Below are 22,184 nucleotides of genomic sequence, written 5' to 3'. Positions count from 1 at the left end.
GCTGCCGAGGTTCGCCGACGCTTCAGCACAGACGGAAACCCCTCACCGCCTCCGACAGTTCGCGCGCGCTGTTTTCGAGTGAACCGACTGCAGCAGCCACGCTGGCGGCTGAAGCCGCGGTCTGGTCAGCGAGGCTGGCGACGGCGTCGATCTCGCCCATCGTACGCTGTGCAGCAGCGCTCTGTTCTCGCAGGGAGCTGGCGAAGCCGTCGAGAACCTGTTCGACACGGTCGGCACCTTCGGTGATCTGGCTGATCGCCTCGCCGGCATCGGCGGCAAGACGGGTACTGCTGTTCACGCGTATGACGGCTGATTCGATGCTGCCCAATGCCCGGACCTTGCTGTTCTGGATGTCATCGATCATCGACGCGATCTCTTCGGTTGCTGTCGAGGTACGTTCCGCAAGCTTACGTACTTCGTCGGCCACGACCGCGAATCCGCGCCCCTGTTCGCCTGCACGGGCAGCTTCGATCGCAGCGTTGAGTGCCAGCAGATTGGTCTGTCCGGCGATGTCCTTGATCAAGCCCACGACTTCGGCGACGCGGTCGGACTGATTACCGAGCTGTTCCACACTTTTGGCCGATTCGCGAATGATGTGCGCGACGCTGGTGATCTCATCCACGGCATCATGTACGGTGCGGGCACCGCTGCGGGATGCCTCGCCCGATTCGCTGGCCAGCGTGCGGGCAGCTTCCGAATCGGCCGAAAGGCGGCCGAGTTCGGCATTGAGAGCTTCGATTGCGGCCGAGATGCTGTCGGTCGCAGCCTTCTGTTTGTGCATCTGGCTTGCCGAATCGCCGGAGTCGCGGTCGAGCGAGGCCGCGCTGGTCCCGATCGTTTGTGCCTGGCGCTGGACCTGCTGCAGGGTGGCAGACAGATTGCGCTGCATCGAGATGATGGAGGCCAGCAGATCCGACCTGCGGGCGTCGATGTCCGGCTCGCGCAGGTCGCCTTCGCCGATGCTGGCCGCGACAGCCGAGACCTGGGCCGACTCCATGCTTTCCCGCTCCATCTGTATGGCCATGTACATCAGCAGACCCGCTTCGACCACGACATACAGTGCATGGAAGATGACTCTGGTCAGGGACGCACCCGGCTCGAACAGGTGGATTCCCCAGTTCGCTGCCTGCAGGTAGTTGAACAGCAGGTGATGCACGGCGATCAGGCCCGCTGCGGCGAGAATCGGCTTCCAGTCGCGGTAATAGAGCAGGAAGGCCAGCAGCACGAAGATGCCGAAATGCGCCTCGATGACCCCGCCGAGCACCTGTATGGTCAGTGCAGCGAAGATCATGAAGGCCAGGGCGACGGCGAGCCGGGAGATGAGCGAGCCCGGCTGCAATGTGATCAGCAGTGCCGGTACGAGCGTGGCAGGCACGGCGACCGCCAGTACGAGCCCCCAGGCGCCGCTGTAGGTCGCGATTCCCAGGGATGTTAGCAGCAGGATTGCCAGCGTGGCCAGCATCACTCTGTCGGCCTTGGCGCGGAAGGGGCGAAGGGTTTCTTCGGCGTTGAAAGGAGACGGCATGTCGGGAGCCCTCTGCCGGCGTTGATCGGTGATGCTCAGCGGGTGAGGCAGATATCGGCCGGAGGCGAATCGATCGCAGCCCATCCGAGCATGGCTCCGCTGTAGCCGAGCCATGCTGCAAGGATGATCCAGCATGAGATGCACAACACTCGTGCTTTCGAGTCATCGTTCATGGCATGGATAACGGTGGAAGAGGCTCAGACTTGAGTGCCACCAGTTCCCCGGGGTGTGATCGGGGCCGGATTTTCTCGCAAGGCCCTGCAGGCCGTGGGAGTGCGCCGGACCGGCGACCCGCCCTCGGAGCATGAGAGGCAGATCGCCGGCTCCATGGTGCTGCGGGTGATTCAGAGCAGCGGCACGCCTTCCTTCTCGCCGCGCTCGTAGACCACGTTGGCGCGGCCGACCAGCAGCGGGTCGAGCGGTTTGATGAGGCCGATGTCCTTGTTGGCGTAAGGCATCTTGTGCAGCACGTAGCGCAGTGCGTTGAGGCGCGCGCGCTTCTTGCAGTCGGACTTCACCACCGTCCACGGCGCATCGGCGGTGTCGGTGTAGAAGAACATCGCTTCCTTGGCCTTGGTGTAGTCGTCCCACTTGTCGAGCGAGGCGAGGTCGATCGGCGACAGTTTCCACTGCTTCAGCGGATGGTTCTCGCGCTCCCTGAAGCGGCGGCGCTGCTCCTCGCGGCTGACCGAGAACCAGAACTTGATCAGGTGGATGCCGCTGCGCACGAGATTGCGCTCGAACTCCGGCACCTGGCGCATGAACTCGTTGTACTCGTCGGCCGAACAGAAGCCCATCACGCGCTCGACGCCGGCGCGGTTGTACCACGAGCGGTCGAACAGCACGATTTCGCCCGCCGTGGGCAGGTGCTGGATGTAGCGCTGGAAGTACCACTGGCCGCGTTCGGATTCGCTCGGCTTTTCCAGTGCGACGACGCGCGCGCCGCGAGGGTTCAGGTGTTCCATGAAGCGCTTGATGGTGCCGCCCTTGCCGGCGGCGTCGCGGCCCTCGAACAGGATCACGACGCGCTGGCCGGTTTCCTTGACCCAGGCCTGCAGCTTCAGCAGCTCCACCTGGAGGCGGTACTTCTGCTTTTCGTAGGCCTTGCGCGACATCAGGTTGCGGTAGGGGTAGCCGCCGCTGCGCCAGTCCTCGGCAAGTTCGTCGTCGGGGTGCAGATCGCCGTTGCCGAGCTTCGCATCGGCCTTCATCAGCGCGCGGCGCAGCATGTGGACGTCGTCGGGCGAGGCGCCGGCGAGGATCGCTTCGAGGGCTTGCGCGGCCTTCGCGGGAGCGGTGCCGGTTTCACGTTGCAGGATGTCGGTGAGCGCGACCAGCTTGGAATCCTGCGCGCCGGCCGTGGCTTGATCGACTTCGAAGTTCTCGATGCCTTCCGGACTCAGATCCGGGGCGATGTCGCCACTGCGGGTACTGCGTTTCGTCCGGGAGCTGGATGCCGGCCGGGACTGCGGAGCGGATTTCGACTGCGGCTTCGATTTCATCCTGGGTTCGGCTGCGGACAGAGACTGGTCGCCGTCCGAAGCGGGATCGCGGGCAGGGAGGGCTGCGTTGTCGTGGTCTTTCGTCATGCGGCGATCTCCATTGAATAACGATTCATTTTACGCCTCGTCCAGGCAATACGTGACGTGCCGTAATGTGCGCATGTGCCGCTGAACGGAGCGAGCGGCTAGAATTGCGGCCCCGAATCCGCTGACGGCGCATGTACGGCGCCATGTAGAACATCATGCCCCTGAGCCCCGAGGCCCGTTCCCTGCTCGACATGGCCTATCGTGTCGGTGCGCCGAAATTCCACGAGCTGTCGCCGGCCCAGGCCAGGCATTCCTTCCAGAAGCTGCAGTTCGCCTTCCGGCCGGAAGCGCCGGCGGTGGCGTCGACCACCGAAGTGCCGATGGCGCGCGCCGACGGCAGCGCCTTGCTGTCGCGGCTCTACCGCCCGCTGTCCAGTTCGCCGCAGGACGTGCTGCCGCTGCTGATCTATTTCCACGGCGGCGGCTGGTGCGTCGGCGACGTCGCGAGCTATGACGTGCTGTGTCGCCAGCTTGCGAATGCGTCGGGCTGCGCGGTGCTGTCGGTGGAATACCGGCTGGCGCCCGAGCATCCCTTTCCGGCCGCGCTCGACGATGCCGCGCTGGCTTTCGACTGGGCGGTGCAGCAGGCCGATCTGCTGGGCATCGATGCCGATCGCATTGCCCTGGGGGGCGACAGCGCGGGCGGCAACCTGTCGATCGTCACCGCGCTGTCGCTGCGCGACGCCGGGATCGGGCCGCGCTTCCTGCTGCTGATCTATCCGTCCACCGAAATCCGCAGCGAACGGCCTTCGCGGCAGCGCTACGGCGAAGGCTACTTTCTCGATTTCGGCACCCTGCAGTGGTTCTTCGAGCGCTATCTGCCCGCTGGCAATACCGAGGACTGGCGGACGTCGCCGATGCGCGCCGCCTCGCTCGCCGGCCTGCCGCCGGCGAAGCTGATCTCGGCGGAATTCGATCCGCTGGTCGATGACTGCGCCGCTTTCGCCCGCCGCCTGCGCGAGGAAGGCTGCGAGGTGGACTACCTGCAGGTGGACGGCATGGTCCACGGCTTCATCACGCTGGGGAAGCTCTTGCCGCAGGCGAACGACGCGGTCCAGGCAGCGGCCGCCGCAGTCGCCGCCGCGCTGCGGGCCGGGTGAGAGGGGCCGCGGGGAGCGGGCGGCGCGCAGGCTTCAGCCGGGCCCGGTGGCGCCGGCACGGCCTCAGCCGGTGACGGCGGCGAGCATGTCCTTGCGCGTCGCGTTTGCCGCTTCCATCATCGAATCGAGTTCGCACCGGCCGTCGTCGCCCAGGCTGGCGTCGAGCAGTTCGGGCCTGTGCCGGATGCCGAGCTGGTCGGCGAAGGGATCGGGTGTCTTCGCCGCCAGCGTGGCCAGGAAAACGACGTCGTCCAGCGTGCACGGCGGCCACTCGATCGCGCCCTCGGCATTCAGGTCCACCGCCTGGACGATGTCATCGGGAAGCTCGAAGGTCTCGAGCACCGCGCGCTTGATCGGCTCGTCCCACAGCATGACGAACTCGGCGAAGCGTGCGGTGTCGTTTTCGAGCGCGGGGTAGTCCGCCGCCTTGGCCAGCAGGTAGAACTGGCCGATATTGACCATCAGCCCGGCCAGCAGCGCGGTGTCGGCGTTGCCCTGCGACAAGTGGCGAGAGAAGGCGTAGGCCCATGAGGCGACGTCGATCGAACGCATCCACAGGCCCGACGCGATCAGGCGCATCCTGGGCGAGCGATGGTCGCGCGCCAACTGGTCGGCGGCGACCGCATAGGCAAGGCAGCGCAGCGTGGACAGGCCGATGCGCGCGATTGCGTTGGCGACGCTGGTGATTTCCTTCTGGTAGGGGTTCAGCAGCAGGGAGTTCGCCATGCGCAGGACTTTCGCGCTGAGCAGGGGTTCGGCGCGCACCAGCTCGGCGATGCTCTCGAGCGAGGAGTTCGGATCGTCGGCGATCTTCTTGATGCGCAGGGAAAGGTCGAACACCGTGGGAAAGCTGAGGTTGCCAGCCTTCAATTCGTGGTCCATGTCGGCGGCAAAGGCCCTGATCTGTCGTTCGAACGCTTCCATCGCGTGGATACCTGTTTCTGTCTGATGTGTGATGCCGGGTTCGAGGCCCCGCCCGCCGTTCTTCGCGGCTTGGCGGCGGGCACGAGCCCGTGTCGGGTCCGATTCTAGCCTGCATGGTGAGCCGGTGCGCGGCCCGTCGTGGTTCTCGCTTATGCTTCACGCCCGCGGAAAGGGGCGGCCATGCCGTACCGTCCGCTGTTCCTGCCATTCGATCGATGACCATGAATCCTGAAATGCTGTGGGTGTTCGGGCTGCTCGCCCTGTGTGTCGGCTGCTTCGTCGTCAACCGGCCGCGCGTGGACGTGGTGGCGATCTGCGCCATGCTCGCCCTGGTGCTGAGCGGCACGCTGAGCGTGGGCGAAGCGCTGGCGGGTTTCAGCGAGCCGAGCGTGATCCTCATCGCGGCCTTCTTCGTCATCGGCGAGGGCCTGGTGCGCACCGGCGTGGCCTTCCGCGTCGGCGACTGGCTGGTCGAACGCGCCGGCAGCAACGAAACCCGTCTGCTGGTGCTGCTGATGCTGGCGGTGGCGCTGCTCGGCTCGGTGATGAGCTCGACCGGCGTGGTGGCGATCTTCATCCCGGTGGCGCTGAGCATCGCCGCACGCATCGGCGCCGAGCCGCGGCGGCTGATGATGCCGCTGGCCTTCGCCGCGCTGATGAGCGGCATGCTGACGCTGGTCGGCACGCCGCCCAACCTGGTGGTGAATGCGGAACTGAACCGCGTCGGCGAGGCGGGCTTCGGCTTCTTCGACTTCACGCCGATGGGGCTCGTGGTGCTCGGTTTGGGCGTGGTCTACATGCTCCTCGTCCGCAACTGGCTGGGCGGGCCGGCATCGCCGCAGGCACAGGTGCGGAGCCGCCGCCGCCGCTTGCGCGAACTGGCGGAGGATTATCAGTTGATCGACCGTGCCCGCCGCATGATGGTGACGAACGGTTCGCCGATGATCGGCCGCACGCTGGGAGAGCTGCAGCTGCGCTCGCGCTACGGCGCCAACATCATCGCCATCGAGCGCAGCCGCCAGTTCGGCCGCGTGATGCTGACCACCGCCGCCAATCGCGAGATCCTGCCGGGCGACATCATCCTGGTCGATTGCGGCCGCGGCGAGGAAGAGACCGCAGGCTTCATCGACGACATGAAACTGCTGCAGCGCGCTTTCCGCGATGACTATTTCGCCGAGCTGTCGCGCGAACTGGGGCTCGCCGAAGTGCTGATTCCGCCCGATTCGAGCCTGATCGGCAAATCCATCCTCGAACTGCGCATGCGCACCCAGCGCGGCGTGAACGTCATGGGCCTGCGGCGAAATGGCCAATCGCTGGCCGACAATCTGCTCGACGAAAAACTGAAGATGGGCGACACCCTGCTGATCGCCGGCACCTGGAAGTCGATCCGCCTGCTGCATACCCAGGCGCACGATTTCCTCGTGCTGACGCTGCCGGCGGAGATCGACGAAGCCGCGCCCGCGGCGCGCAAGGCGCCCCATGCGCTGGCCTGCCTGGCGATCACCGTGGCCTTGATGATCAGCGGCGTGGTGCCCAACGTCATCGCCGCGCTGATCGGCTGCGTGCTGATGGGTGCGCTGCGTTGCATCGACATGGACAGCGCCTACCGCAGCATCCACTGGCAGAGCCTGATCCTGATCGTCGGCATGCTGCCCTTCGCCACCGCGCTGCAGAAGACCGGCGGCATCGACCTGCTCGTCGGCGGCATGCTGTCGCTGACCGGCGAGGGCTCGCCGCGGATGGTGATGGCGGCGCTGTTCGGCCTGACCGCGGTGGTCGGGCTGTTCGTGTCGAACACGGCAACGGCAGTGCTGATGGCGCCGATCGGCATCGGCCTGGCCGCCCAGCTCGGCGTGTCGCCTTATCCGTTCGCGATGACGGTCGCGCTGGCGGCTTCGGCGGCCTTCATGACGCCGGTGTCCTCGCCGGTGAATACGCTCGTGCTGGGGCCGGGCAACTACCGCTTCGGTGATTTCCTGCGTGTCGGCGTGCCGTTCACGGTGCTGGTGATGCTGGTCGTCATCGGCCTGCTGCCGCTGCTGTTCCCCTTCTAGCGCGGGGCGTCGATCAGGCTGGATCGTCGAACACGTAAGCGTCCATTGCCAGTGTTCCGTAGCGCACGTCGTCAGCGGCGATGCGCCGGGCCTGCCAGGCTTCGCCTGCCGCGCCGAGCGCGAACAGCAGTGGCAGCAGGTGCTCGTCCGTGGGATGGGCGTGTTCGGCGTGTGGGGCACGGCTGCGATAGTCCAGCAACGCGCCGGTATCGCCGGCTGCCAGCGTGGCGGCGATCCAGCCGGCGAAGGCCCGCACGTAGTCGTGCACGGGGCCGGGTTCGCGGCGCAATTCGTAGAGATTGTGCGTCAGGCTCCCTGAACCGATGATCAGCACCCCCTGCTCGCGCAGCGGTGCGAGCGCGCGGCCGAGTTGAAGATGGTGTGCGGGACCGAATCGGGGGTGCAGCGAGAGCTGGACGACCGGTATGTCGGCATCCGGGTACATGTGCATCAGCGGAACCCAGGCGCCATGGTCCAGTCCGCGCTGCGGATCGGCCTGGGCGGTGATGCCGGCGGCGCCGAGTGCCTCCAGCACGCGTTGCGCCCAGGCGGGCGAGCCCGGCGCGGGATAGCGCAGTTCGTACAAGGGCTTCGGAAAGCCGCCGAAGTCGTGGATGGTCTCCGGGTGTTCGGCCGAAGTCACCGAGAGCCGCGCAGCCATCCAGTGGGGCGAGGCAATGACGATGGCTTCGGGGCGTGGCAGCTTCTCGGCCAGCGAACGCAGTTCGCTGCCGGCAATGCCGGGTTCGACGGCGAACATTGGCGAGCCGTGCGAGACGAAGAGGCTGGGAAGCCTGGGCGTGGAAGACTTGGACATGTGGTGTTCCTGTGCAGTGCGAATGGCAGGAGGACTGCCTCGATGACACCGGTCAGCTTAAGCGGAGCGTGCTTCAGGATAAACAGCCTGGCAGAAGCTTTACTGTTCCATTCTTGTGTTCAATCAATGGGCAGGTGCGTCGTGCCCGGGCCCGTCCGCTAGAATCCGTGGCATCGGAAAATGGACACGCAGATGAACGACGAAGACTACATGCGCGCGGCGATGGAAGAAGCCCGCCGGGCCGGCGCCTGCGATGAAGTGCCGGTCGGCGCGATCGTGGTGCTGGACGGCGAGATCGTCGGCCGCGGTTTCAACCAGCCGATCGGCCGTCACGACCCCACCGCCCACGCCGAGATCATGGCCTTGCGCGACGCCGCCGCGCGGCTGGGCAACTACCGCCTGCCGGGCTGCGAGCTGTTCGTGACCCTGGAGCCCTGCGCGATGTGTTCGGGCGCGATCATGCACGCCCGCATCGCGCGGGTGGTGTTCGGTGCGCGCGACCCCAAGACCGGTGTCGCCGGCAGCGTGCTCGACCTGTTCGCCGAGACGCGGCTGAACCACCATGCCACGATCGAAGGCGGCGTGCTCGGCGAGGATTGCGGGCGGATGCTGTCGGACTTCTTCGCCGCCCGCCGCAACAAGACCATGGTGGCCTGAATGCGGATCCGCGTCGACATCGGCCGCCAATGCCTGGAGCTTTTTGACAATGGCGCCTGCATCCGCCGCTACCCGGTATCGACCGCGCGCAACGGCGCCGGCGAGGAGAACGGCAGCCTGCGCACGCCGCGCGGCCGCCACCGCATCCGCGCCCGCATCGGCGCCGGTGCACCCTACGGCACGGTGTTCCGCGGCCGCCGGCCGACCGGCGAATGCTGGACGCCGGAATTCGCCGCCGCGCACCCGGGACGGGACTGGGTGCTGAGCCGCATCCTGTGGCTGTGCGGCGAGGAGCCGGGGCGCAATCGTCTCGGCCGCGTCGATTCGATGCGGCGCTACATCTACATCCACGGCACCGGCGACGACCAGCCGATGGGCGTGCCGCTGTCGCATGGCTGCGTGCGCATGCGCAACCGCGACGTCATCGAACTGTTCGAGCTGGTGCAGTGCGGAACACGGGTGGAGATCTGCGAATGAAGCACGTGGACGACAAGGGCAGGGCCGGCGAAGTCCTTATCGACATCGTCGATTGGCCGGCCGCGCAGGCGCGGGTGATGCCGCTGCGCATACGGGTGTTCGTCGTCGAGCAGGGCGTACCGGCCGACATCGAGCTCGACGAGTTCGACCCGCAGAGCCGCCATGCCGTCGCCGCCGATGCGGGCGGCAGCGTGATCGCTACCGGCCGCTTGCTGCCGGACGGCCACATCGGCCGCATGGCGGTGGATGCCGCCTGGCGCGGACGCGGCGTCGGCGGGGCGGTGCTCGAAGCGCTGGTGATAGAAGCCGGCGCGCGCGGCATGGCGCAGGTGCTGCTCAATGCCCAGCTGCAGGCACTGGATTTCTACCGCCGGCATGGCTTCGAGGAATACGGCGAAGTCTTCGTCGAAGCCGGCATCCCGCACCGGGCGATGCGGCGGATGCTCGCAGAGCGGCGGGACGGCACGGGATGAGCGGTCAGCAGCACGACAGTCCCTGCGTGTCCGACTTCGGCGACCTGCGCTCGCTGCAGTTCGATGGCCTGACGGTGCAGAGCATGATGTCGATCACCTGGCCGCATCTGCTGGCGCTGGACTACACACGGGCGATGATGGGTTTTCTGCTGTTCCGGCCGCAGCCGCGCCACATCCTGATGATCGGCCTTGGCGGCGGTTCGTTGGCCAAGTACTGCCTGCATGCGATGCCGGAAGTCCGCTTCACCGCGGTGGAAATCAATCCCGAGGTGATCGCGCTGCGCGAGCATTTCGGCATTCCGGAGGACGACGAGCGTTTCCGCGTGATCTGCGCGGACGGCGCCGACCACGTACGCGATTGCGGCGACGGCGACGACGCGCCCGACGTGCTGCTGATCGACGGCTTCAACGCCGCCGGCCTGCCCGAGCGCCTGGGCGGCGCGAGCTTCTACACCGATTGCCGCCGGGCATTGGCGCCCGGCGGCGTACTGGCCATCAACCACTGGGCGGGAGATCCCCGCTACCCGATCTACGCCTCGCGGCTGCGCGAGGCCTTCGACGGCCGCGTGCTGTCGATTCCGGCGGAAGAAGGCGACAACCGCATCAGTTTCGCGGTCGCCGATACCGCCTTCCCGCCGTCGCGCGGCCAACTCCTGGCGCGCAGTGCGGCGCTGGATGCGGCGCACAGCTTCGACATCGGCAACATCGCCCAGCGCGTGCTGGCGCGGCTCGAGCGGATGCCTGCGCGCCGGGCCGGCGGTACGGGATAGGGACCCGGACGTTGGAACGCTCTGAAGCTTGAGCAGGTAAACCCGCTTCGGTTTGTTCGACTTGCAGTTTCCAACGACTGGCAAACCTTCCGCGGCTTCCATGGGAACGGTTTTACCTGTACAAGGCGTGTCTCCAGTCGATCCCGGGATGCATGTGTCCACGCCCTTGGCCGCCGCAGCCACCTTCCGGCAGAGACCGATCACGTCGCGGAGGCCGGAACTGAGTCCCTGTCCGGCTTACGGCAGCGTGACGCGCTCAGCGCCGCCGATCAGCGCCACCCTGCCGTCCGCGGGGCATCCGGCCACGCGGGAGCCGTGCGTGTAGGGGCGGATGCGCACGATCTCGAGGCGGTCCACGGCGCCACCGATATGCCGGCGTTTCAACTGGCGGATGTTCGATCAGCGCGATGTCGTGCCGCTTCCCGGCAAAGGCCATCATGATCCAGCACCCGCCGCGTGCGGTCTCGTGCATGCCGAGGACACCGGCATGGCGGAGCGCCGCGGCTTACAGACCGATCGCGAACAAGGCCGGATGGGTAGCCGAGCCTGGGTCGGCAGAAGTGCTCAATTGGCCCTTGTGCAGCTTAACTAAGACTAATATAGTCGTAGTTATAGGCATGAAGCTGCTCGTGCCGCTTAGTTGGCCGGAGCGCTTCATCCCAGGTGTTGGTCCGGTCGGTTGACAACAAAATTTGATCCAGGAGCATGACGCATGTCGAAACGCATTCTTGTCATTGGAGCCGGTTTTTCCGGCATGTGGAGCGCGCTGTCCGCGTCCCGCCTGCTTGATCAGGTCGGGCGCGACGACGTAGAGGTTGCACTCATTGCGCCGAAGCCGGAACTGCACGTCCGGCCTCGCCTCTACGAGCAGAACCCGGCGGGCATGAAGGCTCCGCTGGAGAACATTTTCAAGACCGCCGGCATCAGGTTCATCCCGGGCCTGGTGGAAAGAATCGATACGCAAAGGCAGGAAGTGAGCGTCGCCGGGCTGGGCGAAGACGCCTCGTGCCAAACCATCGCTTACGATCGTCTGGTCATCGCTGCCGGCAGCCGTCTGAACTGTCCTCCCATCCCCGGCTTGGGCGAACATGCTTTCAATGTTGACCAGATCGCCGACGCTGCAAAACTGGAAGCACATATCCACGGTCTGGCGAGCCGGCCCAAGAGCGCCGGGCGCAACACCGTGGTCGTCGTGGGCGCGGGCTTCACCGGCATCGAGACGGCAGCGGAAATGCCGGCCCGTCTGCGCGAAACCTTGGGCGCCGATGCAGACGTGAAGGTGATCATGGTCGAACGCAATGCCGACGTGGGGCCGGACCTGGGGCCGGGTCCGCGGCCGGTGATCACACAGGCGCTGACCGACCTGGGCGTGGCCTGGAAGCTCGGTTCCGGCGTGGCCTCTGTCGATGCGAAGGGTGTGGCGCTCGAAAACGGCGAACGCATCGAAGCGGATACGGTCATCTGGACCGGAGGGGCCCGTGCCAGCGGGCTCACGGCGCAAATCCCGGCCGAGCGCGATTCCTTTGGCCGGCTGTACGTGGATCGCAACCTGAAGGTCAAGGGCCTCGACACGGTGCTTGCAACGGGCGATTGCGCTTATGCGGCGACCGATCATGAAGGAAATTACGCGATGATGTCCTGCCAGCATGCAATGAACCTCGGCCGTTCGGCTGGCCATAACGCGGCAGCGGACCTGCTTGGTGAAAGCCTGCTCCCGTATAGCCAACCGAAGTACGTGACCTGCTTGGACCTGGGTCCTTGGGGAGCCGTCTATACGGAAGGCTGGGATCGCCAGGTGAAGATGGCCGGCGCTGAAGCCAAGGCGCTTAAGACGAAGATCAATACTGAATGGATTTATCCTCCGAGCGGAGATCGTGCGGAACTCTTCGCCTTGGCCGACCCTCGCCGTATCGTCGTAGCTTGATTAAGCCGCCCTGAAAAAGCGGGGTGGCCTTTCCTGGTCGCCCCGCTTTTTCTGCGATGCGCTCGGCACGGGTGCGATCTTGGAGGTGTGAGTTTTCCCATGAGCTGACCACGGCGAATGCAGCGAAGCGCAACTGCGGGCCGATGGACAAGAACCGGATCTGAGCAGGGCGAGCGGGCAGCCGGGTGGTATGGGAGGGGAGCGGTGAGATTACCTGGCTGCCCCTATCCCGTTCAAGCGCTTTTGCGCGCCCGTCCTCGCGCTGGTTCCGGCCTCTCGCGGCGCCGATTCGTCGCGCGATCCGACAGCCATTCGACAACATGCATTTCGTACGCGGCGGGGGCCTTGTCGGCAACGCGCTGAGCCAGATCGTCCAGGGTGTGTCGTTTAAGTTCGTCGCGCATCGCCTTTTCCGCTGCCTGCATGACCGCATGAACGGAACAGGTACCTCGTGTTGCCCAAGCTGGCACACTGTCATCGAATATCGCGCAACGGCTACGAATTTCACGGCACTCGAACAAGGGCTTGTCACCGTCGATAGCGACAACTACGTCATGCACGGTAATGCGATTGGCGGGCCGTGCAAGTCTGAAACCGCCTTTGATCCCCTCCGTGGCTACAACGAGTTCGGCCTTGGCCAGCTTGGTGAACAACTTGGCCAGGAACTCGCTCGGAATACCTTGAAGTTCGGCCAGATCCCGCACACTGGCTTCCGCTACGGCTCCATCAGAACGGATCAGGAATAGCAGGCAGTGCAAGCCGTATTCAACCCCTGTGCTGATGTGGGACATTTTAAACTCAGACAGTAAATATCGTAATTGAAAGCGTATCCAACTTTGACCTGGGTCGCAAGAAAGGTGTCTTGATTTTTGGTGAAGCGGGTATACGCCAAAACTGAAATTATAGTAATTCGCAATTTGGCGTGCTTTTTTGCGCAAACTCAATAGCGGGGTCTCAATTAAACCAATCCGGGAAATCCCCCGGTTCGCTGGGTCGTCGAGCGTAACTTGGGATGGCTGTACAGCTTTCGGTAATTGCGCATCCGCTTCGAGCGGCTCGCCATGATTCATGAAGCCCTTCTCGAGATCGCCTGCTGCATCATTTGCTGGCGGCACCTGCGCAAGGCGTAGAAGTCATTCTGTTAGTACTTCTAGCGCAGTGAAACGATGGATGACTTCGCCATACAGCTCGCCATGCGCGTCCCAGCTCCATTCGCGCAGGCGGGTGCCGCCCTGGCGGTCGACCATCAGCAGGCTCGAACAGCGCGTGCCGTAGCCCGGTGCGCGGATGAAGGCGGATGACAGCCAGCGCTCCCACTCCAGGCTGATGCCGGTTTCCGGCAGATAGGGGTCGGGGGCCGGCGTGCTGTTGCGCAGCAGGGCCAGCGCGGCCTCGTCGTCCGGCAGCCGCGGCAGTAGCGCGGCGAGGCCTTCGCGCGCCTTCAGCAGCTTCGGCCAGGGCGTGTCGAGCAGATGGTTCGACAGGCCGTAGATGCCGGGTGCCAGCATCCTGACCGCGCCGGTGGCGCTTTCCAGCACGCCGAGGCTGCGGCCGTCGCCGACCAGCAGGTTGAAGGCGGCGTAGGCCGCGCTCTCGCCGGCGAGGCGTTTCAGCGTGGTCTCGGCATCGTCGGTCGATTCGAGCGCGTTGCGGACCAGCGCGCCGCGCGACGGCGCTCCTTCGATGTGGCGGCTGGGGTCGCGGTAATTGGTCAGTGCGGCGAAGCGGCCGCTGCGGCTCAGGCCCATCCAGCTGCCGCCGGCTTCCAGATCGCGGCCGGCGAGCAAGTCGGGTGCGTCGGGCCACCAGTGCGCGGGAGCGGCCGGGCGGGCAAGGTATTCGTCGCGGTTGGCGGCGACGACCAGCGGATAGTCGGGGTGGCTCTGCCAGGCGAAGACGATCAGGCACATGGGTTCAGCGCTCGCGAATGGATTCGGTGAAGCACTCGACGTGGCGGGCGCTGCCGTCCGCCAGCAGCCCGGCCAGCCGGTGCTCCAGCACGGCGGCGTCCAGCGCCTGCATGAAGGCGGCGCGGTTGTCGACGCCTTCGTAGACCTCCATCCAGGTCAGCGGGTCGTCGGCGCGCCGCATCAGCCGGCCCTCGATGCCGCTGCGTCGTGCCAGCCCGGCCTGCATCGCACGGACCTGCGCGACCGCAGCGGAAGTGTCCGCATTGGGCCGCAAGCGGTAATAGAGGTAGAGGTGCACCACTTCGGGCACCGCCTCGGCGGGCGTGCGCGGTGCAGCGTCGGGCGTGCTCATCGCTTCTGCATGGACGGGAGTGGTGCGAGCAAGGCTCAGCCCAGCGAGTAGGGCAGATCGCGCAGCGCCAGGCTCGGCCCATCGACGCTGCCGAGGTGGAGTTCGCCCGCTTCGGCGCTGCTGGTCTGCAGCACCGCGAGCGCCTCGAAGCCGCCGTCGGCCGTCGGCGCGGCGTTGACGATCTTGCCGGCGGACTGCTCGCCGAAGGCCGGCGCGTAGATGTCGGTGCCGGCCGCCGGCAGCGGCGTGCCGGACGGGCCGGCGACGCGATACATGCGCTTCTTCAGCTTGCCGAGGTATTGCGTGCGGGCGACGATCTCCTGGCCGGGGTAACAGCCTTTCTTGAAGTTCACGCCGCCGATCAGATCGTAGTTCAGCATCTGGGCGACGAATTCTTCCTGCGTCGGCTGGCTGATGAGCGGGATGCCGGCACGGATCATCGCCAGTTGCCAGGCACCGGTGCCGGCCTTGACCGCGCCTGCCGCCTGCAGTGCGTCGAACAGCGCCGGCGCGGCATCGGCCGCCACTGCGACGATGAAGTTGCGCTCGTCCAGGCGGATGCAGCGTGGTCCGCTGGTGCCGCCGGTCTCGTCGCCGCCGGTCTGCTTCATCGCCGCGTCCGGCACCGCGAGGCCGGCGCCGGCGAGCACCGCGCCGGCCTCGTTGCCGCCGACGCCGAGCAGCACCAGTGTTTCGCTGGCATCGGACAGCTTCACCTTGCTGCGCAGCACGTACATCGAGAACTTCTTCAGGAAGGCCGGCAGGACGTCGGCCGACAGCACCATCGAATGGCCGTCACTCTCCGGCCAGATCAGGAAGCTGGCGATCATGCGGCCCTTGGGCGAGTTGAAGCTGTTCCAGGCCGCGCTGTCGGCCGCCAGCTTCTGCACTTCGTTGGAGACCAGGTTGTGGATGAAGGCGGCGGAATCCGGGCCGACCGAGCGCACCGTGCCGAGATGCAGCAGCGGCACGACGATGGTGGCTTCGGCCACGGCGCGAGCTTCGGCAGCGGGGTCGGCGAAATGAAGATGGTGGTCTGCCAGCTCGGCGCCCTGCTGGGCAAGAAAATCGGTCCAGGCGGTCATGTTCTTGATTGTGTGGTCCAGCGGATTGGGGGTGGGGAAACGGTGGGGCGGGGGCGCCGCTGGGCGGGCCGGCGGCGCGATGCAGTATTATAGGCGCCCGCCAAACGGTGGTCGCCCCTGCGCCCGCCATGGTCTTGTCGATCGACGATGATACGTTTCCTGCTTCGTTCCGTTTTGCTGCTCGTGCTGCTGGCCGCCGTCGCGGCGGGCATCGGCACATGGTTCGCCCATCGCCCGCTGGCGCTGAAGAGCGAAGTGGTGGATTTCACCGTGCAGCGTGGCCTGGGCATGCGCCAGGCCGCCAAGCTCATCGCCGAGGCAGGCGTGGACGTCGACCCGGCGTGGCTGAGCTGGCTCGCCCGCATCGGCGGCCGTGCCAATTCCATCAAGGCGGGCAGCTATGAGGTCCATGCCGGCATCACGCCCTGGCAACTGGTGCTGAAGCTGTCGGACGGCGACGTGTCGCAGGCGGACGTGCTGCTGGTGGAGGGCTGGACTTTCAGCCAGGTGCGCAAGGTGCTGGAAAGCCACCCCGAGCTGGAGCCGGATACCGCGGGCCTCAGCGACGCGGAAATCCTCGCCCGCATCGGTGCCGCCGAGCCGCATCCGGAAGGCCTGTTCTTCCCGGACACCTATCTGTTCGACAAGCGTTCGGACGCATCCGGCGTGCTGCGCCGCGCCTACCATGCGATGCAGCAGCGGCTCGACCAGGCCTGGGCTGCGCGCGATCCGGCGCTGCCGCTGAAAACGCCCTACGAGGCCTTGATCCTCGCTTCCATCGTCGAGAAGGAAACCGGCCGCGCCGAGGATCGCGGCCTGGTCGCCTCGGTCTTCGCCAACCGCCTGCGCATCGGCATGCCGCTGCAGACCGACCCGACGGTGATCTATGGTCTCGGCGCCGATTTCGACGGCCGGCTGCGGCGCAAGCATCTCGAAACCGACCATCCCTGGAACACCTATACGCGCGGCGGACTGCCGCCGACGCCGATCGCGATGCCGGGCCCCGACGCGCTGCTGGCTGCGGTGAAGCCGCAACAGAGCGAATTCCTCTATTTCGTCTCGCGGGGCGACGGCAGCAGCCAGTTCTCGCGCACGCTGGCCGAGCACAACCAGGCGGTGAACCGCTTCATCCGCAACGCCGGCAGACCCGGGAGCAAGCCTTGAACGAGAAGCCCTTCAACCCTGGTGAACAGCCGCCGCGCGGGCGCTTCATCACCTTCGAAGGCATCGACGGCGCGGGCAAGAGCAGCCAGATCGCCGCCACCGTCGAACTGCTGCGTGCGCGCGGCATCGAGGTCGATCAGACGCGCGAGCCCGGCGGCACGCCGCTCGGCGAACGTCTGCGCGAGTTGCTGCTGCACGAGCCGATGAATCTGGAGACCGAGGCCATGCTGATGTTCGCCGCGCGCCGCGAGCATCTCGCCGCCCGCATCGAACCGGCGCTGGCGGCCGGGCGCTGGGTGGTGTGCGACCGCTTCTCGGATGCCACCTTCGCCTACCAGGTCGGCGGCCGCGGGCTGGCACGCGACAAGTTCGATGCGCTCGAAGCCTGGGTCCATCCCCGCCTGCAGCCCGACCTGACGCTGCTGTTCGACCTGCCGCCGGAAACCGCCGCCGCCCGCGTCGCGTCGACCGGTGTCGATCCCGACCGCTTCGAGCGTGAGCAGCGCGACTTCTTCGAGCGCGTGCGCAATGCCTATCTCGAACGCGCACGCCAGGCGCCGCAGCGCATCCGCGTGGTCGATGCCGACCGTGCCCCCGGGCTGATCCGTGCCGACATCGAGCGCATCGTGCGCGAGAGCCTGCCGACATGATCCACCCCTGGATGCAGCCGGCGTGGACGCGCCTCGTCGAGCTCGACGGGCGCCTGCCGCACGCGCTGCTATTCGTCGGCCCGCCCGGCCTCGGCAAGCGCGAACTGGCCGAGGCGCTGGCGGCGCGGTTGCTGTGCGACAGCCCCGCGGCCGACGGCCACGCCTGCGACCGCTGCGAGCCCTGCCAGTGGCGGCTGGCGGGCAACCACCCCGACCTGCATCGCGTGGTACCCGCGGCAGATGCGGCGGCCGGTGCCGCTGTCGACGGCGCCGAAGGCGAGGGTGGAGAAGCGGCGCCGGCCAAGGAAGGCAAGGCCAAATCCGAGCAGATCCTGATCGAGCAGATCCGCGAGCTGCAGTCGGCGCTGAGCGTCACCGGCCACCACAGCGCGCGGCGGGTGGTGGTGCTCGATCCCGCCGAAGCGATGAACGTCTTCACCGCCAACGCCTTGTTGAAACTGCTCGAAGAGCCGCCCGCAGGCTGCGTGTTCCTGCTGGTGTCGTCGGCGTCGCGCCGCCTGTTGCCGACGATCCGCAGCCGCTGCCAGCAGTGGCCGTTCTCGCGCCCGGACGAGGCGGCGCTGGCGCAATGGAAGGCAGACGCGACGCCTGCCGTGCAGGCGCTGCTGGCGATCGGCGGCGGCATGCCGCTGGCGGCCGAGCGCATGGCCCAGCGTGGTGCCGATGCCTTGCTCGATCGCTTCGTGCGCGACGTCTCCAATCTGCAGGCAGCGGATGCGCTGCGTATCGCCGGCCAGTGGGAAGCCTGGCTGAAGTCGAAGGAAGCGCTGGCGGCCGGCTTCGGCCTGCCCGAACTCACCGACTGGATGCAGCGCTGGGTCAGCGACCTGGCGGCCTTGCGGCTGGGCGGCCGGGTCCGCTTCTTCCCGGCCCAGGAAGGCTTGCTGTCGGCGCTCGCCAGCCGCGCCAGCGTGGCCGCGGTGAGCGGCTGCTACAATGAGATCGCGCAAATCCGCAAGGTGTCGCGCCACCCCCTGAGCCTGCGCCTGGTTCTCGAAGACATGTTGCTGCGCTATGCGCGCAGCTTCCCCGGAGCAAGAGGATGAGCAGCCACGCCAAACCGCAGACGGCGCGCCCGAGCGTGCTGTCGCTGAACATCAACTCGAAATCCGCGCTGTATGCGGCCTACATGCCTTTCCTGAACAACGGCGGTCTGTTCGTGCCCACGCCGAAGAGCTACAACCTCGGCGACGAAGTCTTCATGCTGCTGCAACTGATGGACGACCCGACGCGCCACCCGGTGGCGGGGCGGGTGGCCTGGCTGACGCCGCAGGGCGCACAGGGCGGCAAGACGCAGGGCGTCGGCGTGCAGTTCTCGGACGACGATGCCAGCAAGGTGCTGCGCGGCCGCATCGAGCAGATCCTCGCCGGCCACCTCAGCTCCAGCCGGCCGACGCACACGATCTGAGCGCTGCCGACCTGATCCATTCTTTCCGGTTTTCACGATGTTCGTCGATTCCCACTGCCATCTCGATTTTCCCGACCTGATCGCCCGCGAGGACGAAGTGCTCGCCAACATGGCGGCCAACGACGTCGGCACCGCGCTGTGCATCAGCGTCAAGCTCGAGGATTTTCCGCAGGTGCGCGCGCTGGCCGAGCGGCACCCGCAGCTGTGGGCTTCGGTGGGCGTGCATCCCGACAACGCCGACTGCGACGAACCCGACGTCGCCCGCCTGGTCGCGCTGGCCGACCACCCCAAGGTGGTCGCCATCGGCGAGACCGGCCTGGACTACTACTGGCAGAAGGACGCGCCCGAATGGCAGCGCGAGCGCTTCCGCACCCACATCCGCGCCGCGCGCGAGACCGGCAAGCCGCTCGTCATCCACACCCGCAGCGCCGCAGAAGATACGCTGCGGCTGATGCGCGAGGAAAAGGCACACGAGGCCGGCGGCGTCATGCACTGCTTCACCGAAAGCCAGGACGTGGCCGACGCCGCGCTCGAGCTGGATTTCTACATCTCCTTTTCCGGCATCGTCACCTTCCGCAACGCCAAGGAGCTGAAGGAGGTCGCCAGGCGCGTGCCGCTCGACCGCCTGCTGATCGAGACCGACGCGCCCTATCTGGCACCGGTGCCGCATCGCGGCAGGACCAACGAACCCGCCTGGGTCGTGCATGTCGCCGAGGAAATCGCCCGCCTGCGCGACGAACCGCTGGCCCGCATCGAACAGGCCTGTACCGACAACTTTTTCCGACTCTTCCATCATGCACAAAGACCTGCCTGAAACCTCCCCGCGCCAGAACCGCAAGCATCCGCTCCGCCGCCTGCTCGCCGCGGCCGCCATCGCCACCCTCAGCCTGGGCGCGCATGCGGCCGGCACCTTCGACGATGCGCGCAACGCCGCCGTGCTGGGCGATGCGAAAGGCCTGACCAGGCTGATCGACGGCGGCATCGATCCGAACAGCGTGGATGCCAGCGGCAACACCCTGCTGATCCTCGCTGCGCGCGAAGGCCAGGCCGCCACGGTCGAAGCCTTGCTGCAGCGCGGCGTGCCGATAGACCAGCAAAGCTCCAGCGGCGATTCGGCGCTGATGCTGGCGGTGCTGGGCGGCTACGACGACGTCGTCCGCGTGCTGCTGAAGGCCGGCGCCAAAGTGAATCACGACGGCTGGGCGCCGCTGCACTACGCCGCCTTCGAAGGCCGCGAATCCATGCTCGATGCGCTGTTCGCCGCCGGCGCGGACGTCAATGCGCGGGCACCGAACCTCGCCACGCCGCTGATGCTCGCCGCCCGCAACGGCCATATCAAGGTGGTGCGCCGCCTGCTCGCCGTGCCGGAGACCGACCTGAATGCGCTGAACGACGCCGGCCTGACCGCCGACGCGTGGGCGCTGCAGAACCGCAACACCGACATCGCCAGACTGATCGAGGCCGAGCGCAAGCGTCGGGGCCTGCCGGCGCCGTCGATGCGGATCACGATCGAATAAAGGAAGGAAGCATGAGCAGTCTGCCCAAGTGCCCCGAATGCAGCTCCGAATACACCTACGAGGACGGCATCAACTACGTCTGCCCCGAATGCGCGCACGAGTGGCCGCAAGCCGCGGAGGAAGCGGGTGAAGCCGAAAAGGTGTTCAAGGACGCCAACGGCAACGTGCTGCAGGACGGCGACAGCGTCACCGTGATCAAGGACCTGAAGGTGAAGGGCTCGTCGCTGGTGGTGAAGGTCGGCACCAAGGTCAAGAACATCCGCCTGATCGACGGCGATCACGACATCGATTGCAAGATCGACGGCATCGGCGCGATGAAGCTGAAGTCGGAGTTCGTGCGCAAGGCCTGAAGTTCGTGCCCCAAGTGCTCAAGGGATTCAGGCCCAAGAGCTGGGCCTGATCGAACCGGCGCAATACGACCTACCGCGGCTTACCCATTTCCGGACGGATAGTGCGTTCATCGAGGCGACGTCGAGGACTTGCGTTCTGATTCACGTTCTTGTTGTTGCAGTTCTTCCGCAGGAACATGAACCACTTGCCCATTTCGTACGATGACGATGCCGGTATCCGTTTGGATGGCCGTTTTGCGGGCTTGCTCTGCTGCCCGTCGTATGGCTGCCATCGAAGCGCGCAGATCGGGGTCTTTGGCGGTGGAAATGTCATTCGCAGTCATTGGCTTTCTCCCCATTCAAGTAAGGTAGGCTCCGCGCCGGCATTGTCGTACAAGGCCCAAGCGTCGACTTTGTCTTTGTAATGTTTCTCGAAGTTGTGCCGCCCTGCCACAAAACGGCGGCGGATCACAGCTTCCGGGATGTCATGCCCGCCTTGGCTCACACGCTTTGCCACTCGTGCAATGGCTGCTTCTTCGCTGGGTAGCGTCAGAAAGAACAGACTGACGTGGTAGCCCATTGCGCGCCAATGGTCGATATGGCGCAAATAACTCAGGCCGGATAGCGTCGTCTCGAAAGCAAAGCTGTCTCCGCGCCGTGTGCAGGCACTCATTTCTTCCAGCATCAAGCGTCCAGCCCTGATGGCGGCAGCCTCGGGAGCAAACGGCGACAGTCCGGCGGCAATCAGGTCCGCGTTGATGAAGCGCGGGCATTGGGCTTCCTCCGGCAGGAAGGAACGGGCAAAGGTGGTTTTTCCCGCACCGTTCGGGCCGGCGATGATGATGATTTTCTTGTCCATCGGCTCTGTTCCTCACGCGCTTCAAAGCGGCGGCAGGCTGCGCCAGCGCCGGATCGCACGCTGGAAGAACAGGCTGTTGGGGACGTGCAGCACGGTGTCGCTGCCGTCGGGCAGGCGCTCGTGCAGCGTGGTGAAGATCAGGTTGATGTCGGTCACCTGTCCCTTCAGGCCGGGTTTTTCGCCGTTCTCGATCACCTCGATGTGGTCGTGGAGGCGGAAGGGTCGGGTGGTGAAGATCAGCAGCGTGCAGAAGATGTTGGACAGCACGCTCCAGGCGGCGAAGAAGGCCACGGCCGCGACTGCGGCAAAGCCGGTGAAGGCGGTCCACAGCACCGTGCCGGATACGCCGAAGCGGTCCAGGATCGTCAGCAGCGCGCCGGCATAGATGATGAAGGCGATGCTGCGGCGAACGATGAGAGTCAGCTCGGGCGGCAGGTTGTAGCGCTCGCCCAGGCGGCGGACGATGCGCCGGACCAGCATGTTCAGCACCCAGGCAGCGAGCAGGACCAGCATGAGCTGCAGGCCGAGCGTGATGAATTCGAGCCAGGGGTGAAGCCATTCGGGAAGCAGGGGTTTCAT

General features: G+C 66.2%; 26 protein-coding genes. 14 read left to right on the top strand and 12 right to left on the bottom strand.

Going from position 1 to position 22,184, the window contains the following annotated elements:
• Positions 1-22: 22 nt before the first annotated feature.
• Together AAFL97_RS11815 and ppk2 are read right to left on the bottom strand one after the other, a co-directional pair.
• Positions 23-1,525 carry a methyl-accepting chemotaxis protein gene (locus AAFL97_RS11815; RefSeq protein ID WP_341645087.1) on the bottom strand — a complete coding sequence of 501 codons (1,503 nt, stop codon included), beginning with the start codon at positions 1,523-1,525 and terminating at the stop codon, positions 23-25.
• Positions 1,526-1,869: 344 nt separating this feature from the next.
• Positions 1,870-3,114: a polyphosphate kinase 2 gene (gene ppk2 / locus AAFL97_RS11810; RefSeq protein ID WP_445954492.1), complete on the bottom strand. Its 1,245-nt coding sequence runs from the start codon at positions 3,112-3,114 to the stop codon at positions 1,870-1,872.
• Between the two features lie 155 nt (positions 3,115-3,269).
• Between ppk2 and AAFL97_RS11805 the strand changes: the two genes are divergently transcribed.
• Complete coding sequence (locus AAFL97_RS11805) at positions 3,270-4,214, top strand: alpha/beta hydrolase (protein WP_341645086.1); 945 nt, start codon at positions 3,270-3,272, stop codon at positions 4,212-4,214.
• Positions 4,215-4,277: 63 nt separating this feature from the next.
• On the opposite strand, the gene AAFL97_RS11800 is transcribed toward AAFL97_RS11805, so the two are convergent.
• Entirely contained in the window at positions 4,278-5,138 is an 861-nt protein-coding gene (locus AAFL97_RS11800; protein WP_341645085.1) for an HDOD domain-containing protein, read from the bottom strand.
• Positions 5,139-5,359: 221 nt separating this feature from the next.
• On the opposite strand from AAFL97_RS11800, the gene AAFL97_RS11795 reads away from it, so the two are divergent.
• Positions 5,360-7,192 carry an SLC13 family permease gene (locus AAFL97_RS11795; protein WP_341645084.1) on the top strand — a complete coding sequence of 611 codons (1,833 nt, stop codon included), beginning with the start codon at positions 5,360-5,362 and terminating at the stop codon, positions 7,190-7,192.
• Positions 7,193-7,205: 13 nt separating this feature from the next.
• On the opposite strand, the gene AAFL97_RS11790 is transcribed toward AAFL97_RS11795, so the two are convergent.
• Entirely contained in the window at positions 7,206-8,009 is an 804-nt protein-coding gene (locus tag AAFL97_RS11790) for a DODA-type extradiol aromatic ring-opening family dioxygenase (protein ID WP_341645083.1), read from the bottom strand.
• A 192-nt stretch (positions 8,010-8,201) separates the two neighbouring features.
• On the opposite strand from AAFL97_RS11790, the gene tadA reads away from it, so the two are divergent.
• From tadA to AAFL97_RS11770, 4 genes are read left to right on the top strand one after another with little or no spacing between them, the layout of a single operon-like run.
• On the top strand, positions 8,202-8,666 hold the full coding sequence (gene tadA, locus AAFL97_RS11785; RefSeq protein ID WP_263461226.1) for a tRNA adenosine(34) deaminase TadA: 465 nt from the start codon (positions 8,202-8,204) through the stop codon (positions 8,664-8,666).
• Entirely contained in the window at positions 8,667-9,143 is a 477-nt protein-coding gene (locus tag AAFL97_RS11780; protein WP_341645082.1) for a L,D-transpeptidase, read from the top strand.
• Entirely contained in the window at positions 9,140-9,616 is a 477-nt protein-coding gene (locus AAFL97_RS11775) for a GNAT family N-acetyltransferase (RefSeq protein WP_341645081.1), read from the top strand. The genes AAFL97_RS11780 and AAFL97_RS11775 overlap by 4 nt, the downstream gene beginning before the upstream one ends.
• Positions 9,613-10,386, top strand: coding sequence for a spermine/spermidine synthase domain-containing protein (locus tag AAFL97_RS11770; protein WP_341645080.1), 774 nt, complete (start codon positions 9,613-9,615; stop codon positions 10,384-10,386). The genes AAFL97_RS11775 and AAFL97_RS11770 overlap by 4 nt, the downstream gene beginning before the upstream one ends.
• Before the next feature lie 237 nt (positions 10,387-10,623).
• Here the strand turns inward: AAFL97_RS11770 and AAFL97_RS11765 are convergent, their stop codons facing one another.
• Positions 10,624-10,770, bottom strand: coding sequence for a hypothetical protein (locus AAFL97_RS11765; RefSeq protein ID WP_341645079.1), 147 nt, complete (start codon positions 10,768-10,770; stop codon positions 10,624-10,626).
• Between the two features lie 328 nt (positions 10,771-11,098).
• Here AAFL97_RS11765 and AAFL97_RS11760 point away from each other — a divergent pair, with 328 nt between their 5' ends.
• Positions 11,099-12,310, top strand: a complete 1,212-nt coding sequence (locus AAFL97_RS11760) for an NAD(P)/FAD-dependent oxidoreductase (protein ID WP_341645078.1) — start codon at positions 11,099-11,101, stop codon at positions 12,308-12,310.
• A 233-nt stretch (positions 12,311-12,543) separates the two neighbouring features.
• Here AAFL97_RS11760 and AAFL97_RS11755 read toward each other — a convergent pair whose 3' ends face one another.
• The 4 genes from AAFL97_RS11755 to ygfZ form a co-directional block, all read right to left on the bottom strand.
• The gene (locus AAFL97_RS11755; protein WP_445954491.1) at positions 12,544-13,380 is read right to left on the bottom strand and encodes an RrF2 family transcriptional regulator; all 837 of its coding nucleotides are present in this window, start codon (positions 13,378-13,380) and stop codon (positions 12,544-12,546) included.
• Positions 13,381-13,443: 63 nt separating this feature from the next.
• The gene (locus AAFL97_RS11745; protein WP_341645077.1) at positions 13,444-14,220 is read right to left on the bottom strand and encodes an NRDE family protein; all 777 of its coding nucleotides are present in this window, start codon (positions 14,218-14,220) and stop codon (positions 13,444-13,446) included.
• A gap of 4 nt (positions 14,221-14,224) precedes the next feature.
• Positions 14,225-14,572, bottom strand: coding sequence for a DUF4936 family protein (locus tag AAFL97_RS11740; protein ID WP_341645076.1), 348 nt, complete (start codon positions 14,570-14,572; stop codon positions 14,225-14,227).
• Positions 14,573-14,607: 35 nt separating this feature from the next.
• A complete protein-coding gene (gene ygfZ, locus AAFL97_RS11735; protein ID WP_341645075.1) occupies positions 14,608-15,657 on the bottom strand; it encodes a CAF17-like 4Fe-4S cluster assembly/insertion protein YgfZ in 1,050 nt (349 codons plus the stop codon).
• A gap of 147 nt (positions 15,658-15,804) precedes the next feature.
• Between ygfZ and mltG the strand changes: the two genes are divergently transcribed.
• From mltG to AAFL97_RS11700, 7 genes are read left to right on the top strand one after another with little or no spacing between them, the layout of a single operon-like run.
• Positions 15,805-16,821: an endolytic transglycosylase MltG gene (gene mltG / locus AAFL97_RS11730; RefSeq protein WP_341645074.1), complete on the top strand. Its 1,017-nt coding sequence runs from the start codon at positions 15,805-15,807 to the stop codon at positions 16,819-16,821.
• The gene (gene tmk, locus AAFL97_RS11725) at positions 16,818-17,471 is read left to right on the top strand and encodes a dTMP kinase (RefSeq protein WP_341645073.1); all 654 of its coding nucleotides are present in this window, start codon (positions 16,818-16,820) and stop codon (positions 17,469-17,471) included. Before mltG ends, tmk begins: the two co-directional genes overlap by 4 nt.
• Positions 17,468-18,538, top strand: a complete 1,071-nt coding sequence (gene holB / locus AAFL97_RS11720) for a DNA polymerase III subunit delta' (protein WP_341645072.1) — start codon at positions 17,468-17,470, stop codon at positions 18,536-18,538. The genes tmk and holB overlap by 4 nt, the downstream gene beginning before the upstream one ends.
• Entirely contained in the window at positions 18,535-18,900 is a 366-nt protein-coding gene (locus tag AAFL97_RS11715; protein WP_263461239.1) for a PilZ domain-containing protein, read from the top strand. The genes holB and AAFL97_RS11715 overlap by 4 nt, the downstream gene beginning before the upstream one ends.
• Positions 18,901-18,937: 37 nt before the next feature.
• Positions 18,938-19,714, top strand: coding sequence for a TatD family hydrolase (locus AAFL97_RS11710; protein ID WP_341645071.1), 777 nt, complete (start codon positions 18,938-18,940; stop codon positions 19,712-19,714).
• On the top strand, positions 19,695-20,417 hold the full coding sequence (locus tag AAFL97_RS11705) for an ankyrin repeat domain-containing protein (protein ID WP_341645070.1): 723 nt from the start codon (positions 19,695-19,697) through the stop codon (positions 20,415-20,417). The genes AAFL97_RS11710 and AAFL97_RS11705 overlap by 20 nt, the downstream gene beginning before the upstream one ends.
• An 11-nt stretch (positions 20,418-20,428) precedes the next feature.
• The gene (locus AAFL97_RS11700) at positions 20,429-20,767 is read left to right on the top strand and encodes a zinc ribbon domain-containing protein YjdM (RefSeq protein ID WP_068636552.1); all 339 of its coding nucleotides are present in this window, start codon (positions 20,429-20,431) and stop codon (positions 20,765-20,767) included.
• Between the two features lie 107 nt (positions 20,768-20,874).
• Here AAFL97_RS11700 and AAFL97_RS11695 read toward each other — a convergent pair whose 3' ends face one another.
• Genes AAFL97_RS11695 through AAFL97_RS11685 form a run of 3 tightly spaced genes read right to left on the bottom strand, consistent with a single transcriptional unit; the run spans position 20,875 to position 22,184 of the window.
• Positions 20,875-21,090, bottom strand: coding sequence for a hypothetical protein (locus AAFL97_RS11695; protein WP_341645069.1), 216 nt, complete (start codon positions 21,088-21,090; stop codon positions 20,875-20,877).
• Complete coding sequence (locus tag AAFL97_RS11690) at positions 21,087-21,605, bottom strand: zeta toxin family protein (RefSeq protein ID WP_341645068.1); 519 nt, start codon at positions 21,603-21,605, stop codon at positions 21,087-21,089. The genes AAFL97_RS11695 and AAFL97_RS11690 overlap by 4 nt, the downstream gene beginning before the upstream one ends.
• A gap of 21 nt (positions 21,606-21,626) precedes the next feature.
• Complete coding sequence (locus AAFL97_RS11685; RefSeq protein WP_341645067.1) at positions 21,627-22,184, bottom strand: mechanosensitive ion channel family protein; 558 nt, start codon at positions 22,182-22,184, stop codon at positions 21,627-21,629.

Origin of the sequence: Thauera sp. SDU_THAU2 (assembly GCF_038260575.1) — a bacterium.
GTDB lineage: Bacteria > Pseudomonadota > Gammaproteobacteria > Burkholderiales > Rhodocyclaceae > Thauera.
The sequence above is the reverse complement of the archived record's forward strand: the minus strand, read 5'-3'. Positions and strand labels throughout refer to the sequence as shown.